This is a genomic window from Dietzia aerolata (assembly GCF_014144865.1).
Lineage (GTDB): Bacteria > Actinomycetota > Actinomycetes > Mycobacteriales > Mycobacteriaceae > Dietzia > Dietzia aerolata.
The window spans coordinates 1-4,319 of sequence record NZ_JAALDM010000195.1 but is presented as its reverse complement, the minus strand read 5'-3'; the positions used below and the strand labels follow the sequence as shown (position 1 = coordinate 4,319).

Genomic DNA, 4,319 nt, shown 5'->3' with positions numbered 1-4,319 from the left:
GAGGAACTGTCCACATTCCTTGACACAGCCCAGACCGCGCTGGCGACCCTGGCCGAGTTCGAGTCCTCCGCGTGGGGCGCCAAGTATCCGCAAACAGTCGCGACGCGGACCGCGGCGTGGGAGCGGTTCATACCGTTCCTGCAGTTCCCGCCGATGCTGCGAAGGGTGATCTACACGAGGGCCGATGCCGTAGGCTACCGCGACGATCCTTGATCGTCTTCGATGTCGTGGTGGCCTCTTGGCACAGCTCTTATTTTGAATTCTGGCTGAATCGTCTGCGTGCACTCACTGCTGGATCCCATTTCGGTAGGTCCCTCATTTCAGGAGGGTACTCTGTCCGAGATCGCCGCAGCAGGCCAAACCAAGCATCAGACTGCTCCGAGCTCAGCCTCGGTGGATCGAGGGTGAGCTCGGAGCTACACTGTTGAAGTCACAGTCCCCCACGTAACCCCGCACTCCAAAAGATGGCGCACCCGTGCCATGGTCACGGCGGTCAGAACTTCAACGAGGGGGCGCGTCCACCAGAACGGGAACGGTCCATGGGGATCGGTATGGGCTGGGTAGTGGTGCTTATAGTCGGCAGCCTGCGGCGCACGACGTCCCCGTCACAGGCTTGCCCATTGGACTCAGCGCGGCGGCGCCACCTGGGCATACATCTTGGTGTCCTGGAACTCAGTTATCGCAGTCGGTCCACAGAGCACTCCGTAGCCACTCTGCTTGAGGCCGCCTTGTTCGAAGCCTTCGTGAATCACGCCCCAGCAATTGGTCCACACAAAGCCCGCCCGCATCTCGCGAGCCACCCGGCGGCCACACCATTCATCTGTGGTGAAAACGGCGGCCCCGAGACCGAAGTCAGTGCCGTTCGCCATGCGGATGGCGTCTTCTTCTGCATCGAACACCTCGAACGTCTGGACAGGGCCGAAGAGCTCGTCCTGCACGACCGGTACGTCCAGACGATCGACTTCGAGAAGCGTCGGGGCATAGTAGGCACCGCCCGGACGTTCGTCGTCCTCGATAAGTCCACCGCGCACCAGCACCTTGGCGTACGACATAGCTTCGGTGACTACCTCGTCGACGCGCTTGGCGCTCGCAGCATCAATTAGTGGACCCAAGTCCGAAGTCGGGTCCTCGCTAGGGCCGACCCGCAGATTGGACAACGCCTCGATCACCAGCGGGCGGAGCCTTTCGGCAATACCCCTCTGAACGATTAGGCGTGAGCCGGTGAGGCAGAACTGGCCGTTCATCAAGGTGCAAGCGGCTACCGCATTCTGTAGAGCCACGTCGATGTCGGCGTCGTCGAAGATTACGAGGGGAGTCTTACCGCCAAGCTCGAGGCTGAGTCGCTTGAGCGTCTCGGCGCCGGACTTGGCGATTGCGCGACCGACATGAGTGCTGCCGGTGTAGCTGATCATGTCCACGCTCTTCGAGGCCACGAGCGCGGGGGAGACGGCATTGCCGGCCTCGGTGAGGATGCTCACCACGCCTGCGGGGATGGACGTCGTCTCTGCAATGATCTCGGCGAGCAGGGTATTGGTCAGCGCGGTTTGGCCAGGCATCTTGACAACCATCGTGCAACCGGCCGCGAGTGCCGGTCCAATGGAGCGCAGAGACAGGATGACCGGTGAGTTCCATGGGGTGATGATTCCGATGACTCCCATGGCTTCCTGACCCGTCTGGAAGTACATCCCCGGGCTGACCTCAGCGGAACGACCGCCGTCTTGGATGATCGCCGAGGCGGCGGAATACCGCAGCCAGTCCACCGCCGTTGAGACCTCCCAGTTAGTCTCCGCGATGAGCTTGCCGTTCTCTCGGGAGAGCATCGTGGCCACCTCTTCGATCCGGGCCTCGAGATTGTCTGCCAGCTCGGTTAGCGCACGCGAACGCCTGCGGGCATCCCGCGACCAGTCCGTGGTGTCGAAGATCCGGCGCGCCGCATCGATGGCTGTCTGGGCAGCGTCTTCGCTCGCGCTGACGAAGGTACCGAGGACCTTACCCGTCGACGGACTGACCGAATTGAAACTCTCACCGTTGTTGTCCCACTCGCCTGCGACCAGGTTACGACCAGTCACGACCTGGGTGGCGGTTGCCGTTTCAAGATTCATTTGGGCTCTTCTCCCTCTAGCGCTCTGGGTTGTGCCGGATCATCAGGACCGCTATGCGCGGCTGGCATCCGGAGTGACGTAGAACACGTCCTGCGATCCCACGCTACTCAAATCATCACTGATGTCAATAGTTTGACGCACGCGTTGACATCTGCCCTGGCCGGTTGTAGCTTCGCAACGCAGCCGGAAAAACCCGGTCACCACGAAATGAGGAGAGCCAACATGGTCAACCCCGCAACCCACAAGGATCGAGTGGCTGTAGTGACGGGAGGCGGGCAGGGCTTCGGTCGGGCTATCGCGACCGACCTCGCCGCACGTGGCGCTGACATCGTCATCATCGACCTCAACGCCGCTCCGGAGACTGTGGCGGAAGTCGAGGCGCTCGGCCGTCGCGCGGTATCCCTCACGGCCGACGTGTCCGACCCCGAGGCAGTTGCCGAGGCGGGCAAGCGAGCCCTTGAGGAGTTCGACGCAGTTGACATCCTCATCAATAATGCCGGCTCATTCCCTTTCAGGGACTTCTTCGACCTAGACTTCGCGGGCTGGAAGAAGAGCCTCGCCGTCAACCTTGACTCGCAGTTCCTCACGGCGATGACCTTCGCGCCCGGGATGCGAGACAGGGGCTGGGGACGCATCGTCAACATCGCGTCCAATTCGCTCGGCCTCGCGGTACCGTCTCTGTCCCACTACATGGCCGCCAAGGGCGGAGTCGTCGGGTTCACCCGCGGCCTGGCGACCGACCTCGCCGCCTACGGCATCACCGTGAACGCCGTGTCCCCGACAGCCTCGGGCACCCCGGGAGGAAAGGCGAGCTTCCCCGACGGCGTGCTCGAAAACGTTGCCTCGATGCAGGCGATCAAACGGGGTGGAGAGGCGACGGACATCGTCGGCACTGTAAGTTTCTTGTCCAGCGAGGACTGCGGCTTTGTCACTGGTCAGACTATCGTGGCCGACGGCGGTTTGGTGCGACTCTGAACTGCTCAGTGCTAAGAGATTTCGCAGCTAGGTCATGGTCGGCGGCTAGTTGTACTCGGCCTGGACGTTGGTGAAACACGCGCCGGGTCATTGACGCAAGGGAGGACCTCCGGGTGCGGTGGATCGAGGCTAAGTCGCCTACCGTCCGGAGGTCCTCATGTCCCACCGCAATGCCCGGCTGAACGTGCGTGGTCGGCAACTGCTCGTCGAACGCGTCTGCGAGCAAGGCTGGGCAGTCGCTCACGCTGCGAAGTCCCAGGGCGTCTCTCGACAGTGCGCTCACCGCTGGATCCGACGCTTCCGGGAGGAAGGCCGTCGCGGCTTGGAGAACCGCTCGTCGCGGCCGCACCGCTGTCCGTCCCAGACTCCGGTCGATATCGAGGAAACGATCGTGGTGATGCGCCGCGAACAGCGGCGGGGCCAGGACTGGATCGGTCCCGTGCTCGGGGTACCGGCCCGGACGGTGTCCCCCGGGTCCTGACGTGCCCTACCTGCGGGAGTGTGACCCATTGACCGGCGAAGTGATTCGAGCCTCGAAGACCACCGCGGTGCGCTACGAACGCGATCACCCAGGCGAGCTGGTCCGGGTAACTCCCGTGGAGTGGTGGGGTTTCGGGGCCGGGGTTCTGGCTGACGAAGGTGTGGCGGTCCGCTGCAGAGGGCGGGCCATCGCGTAGTGGTCAATGAGTTACCGCCGAGTAGCTCACAGCAAAGGACACACCACGCGATGACCCAGTCCCATTCTGGCGTACACGCCCAGCTCGACGCACTGCTGGCCGCCGATCCGCAGGCCATGTTCGCCGAGCTGGTGCGGGCCGGCCTGCAGGCGTTGATCGAGGCCGAAGCCGCTGCGAAGATCGGCGCCGACCGGTACGAACGCACTGAAGGCCGCACGACCCACCGCAATGGACATCGCCCGAAGACGGTCTCGACCCCGGTGGGCGACATCGAGGCGCAGATTCCGAAGCTGCGGGCAGGGTCGTTCTTCCCGGCCCTGCTCGAGCGCCGCCGGCGGATCGATCGGGCCCTGTACGCGGTGATCATGCAGGCCTACGTGCACGGGGTGTCCACGCGGGCGGTGGACGACCTGGTCCGCGCACTCGGGGTCGACACCGGCATCTGGAAAGTCGGAGGTCTCCCGCATCTGCGCCGACCTGGATGCTGAGGTCGAGCAGTTCCGCACCAGGACACTGACCCACACCGAGTTCCCCTGGGGTGTACCAAGGATCTTGGACAGCCGCT

The 4,319-nt window shown here is 63.6% G+C and carries 3 protein-coding genes and 2 pseudogenes; 4 read left to right on the top strand and 1 reads right to left on the bottom strand.

Annotated elements, in window-relative coordinates:
• Positions 1 to 177: pseudogene (locus G6016_RS11695) on the top strand (transposase); the annotation flags it as partial.
• Between the two features lie 449 nt (positions 178 to 626).
• On the opposite strand, the gene G6016_RS11690 reads toward G6016_RS11695, so the two are convergent.
• Positions 627 to 2,102, bottom strand: a complete 1,476-nt coding sequence (locus tag G6016_RS11690) for an aldehyde dehydrogenase family protein (protein ID WP_182632820.1) — start codon at positions 2,100 to 2,102, stop codon at positions 627 to 629.
• Positions 2,103 to 2,324: 222 nt separating this feature from the next.
• Here G6016_RS11690 and G6016_RS11685 point away from each other — a divergent pair, with 222 nt between their 5' ends.
• From G6016_RS11685 to G6016_RS11675, 3 genes and pseudogenes are all read left to right on the top strand, one after another.
• Positions 2,325 to 3,077, top strand: a complete 753-nt coding sequence (locus tag G6016_RS11685; protein ID WP_182632819.1) for an SDR family NAD(P)-dependent oxidoreductase — start codon at positions 2,325 to 2,327, stop codon at positions 3,075 to 3,077.
• A 157-nt stretch (positions 3,078 to 3,234) separates the two neighbouring features.
• Positions 3,235 to 3,558, top strand: a complete 324-nt coding sequence (locus tag G6016_RS17845; RefSeq protein ID WP_182632818.1) for a leucine zipper domain-containing protein — start codon at positions 3,235 to 3,237, stop codon at positions 3,556 to 3,558.
• Positions 3,559 to 3,804: 246 nt separating this feature from the next.
• Positions 3,805 to 4,319 (top strand): annotated as a pseudogene (locus G6016_RS11675) (transposase); the annotation flags it as partial.

Bases quoted from the DNA above. Each gene is read 5' to 3' on its own strand.
- G6016_RS11690 (WP_182632820.1), bottom strand. From the start codon at position 2,102: ATGAATCTTGAAACGGCAACCGCCACCCAGGTCGTGACTGGTCGTAAC.
- G6016_RS11685 (WP_182632819.1), top strand. From the start codon at position 2,325: ATGGTCAACCCCGCAACCCACAAGGATCGAGTGGCTGTAGTGACGGGA.
- G6016_RS17845 (WP_182632818.1), top strand. From the start codon at position 3,235: ATGTCCCACCGCAATGCCCGGCTGAACGTGCGTGGTCGGCAACTGCTC.